Raw genomic sequence first — 239 nt, 5'->3', positions numbered from 1 at the left:
AGCGGCTCCGATCCTGGCAAGCCGGAAGGGATGACCCGTATGCTGGACCTGATGCGTGACGCCTGCGATCTGATGCTCATGCCCGCGCGCATGGCAGCCAGCGTTGCCAAGACAGCGTGTCAGAACCCCTTCAACCCGCTTGCCTACACCTCGAGCAGCCGCGCCCTGGCTGCCTCTTGCGAGATGTTCGAGCGCACGACCCGCAGCTACGCCAAGCCCCGCTTCAACCTGCCTGCGGC

At 65.7% G+C, this 239-nt stretch carries 1 pseudogene; it reads left to right on the top strand.

Going from position 1 to position 239, the window contains the following annotated elements:
* Window positions 1-39 precede the first annotated feature (39 nt).
* Window positions 40-239 (top strand): annotated as a pseudogene (locus tag AC0IY1_RS25560) (polyhydroxyalkanoate depolymerase); the annotation flags it as partial.

The sequence above is a fragment of the Methylobacterium sp. AC690 genome (assembly GCF_979256535.1).
The sequence above is the reverse complement of the archived record's forward strand: the minus strand, read 5'-3'. Positions and strand labels throughout refer to the sequence as shown.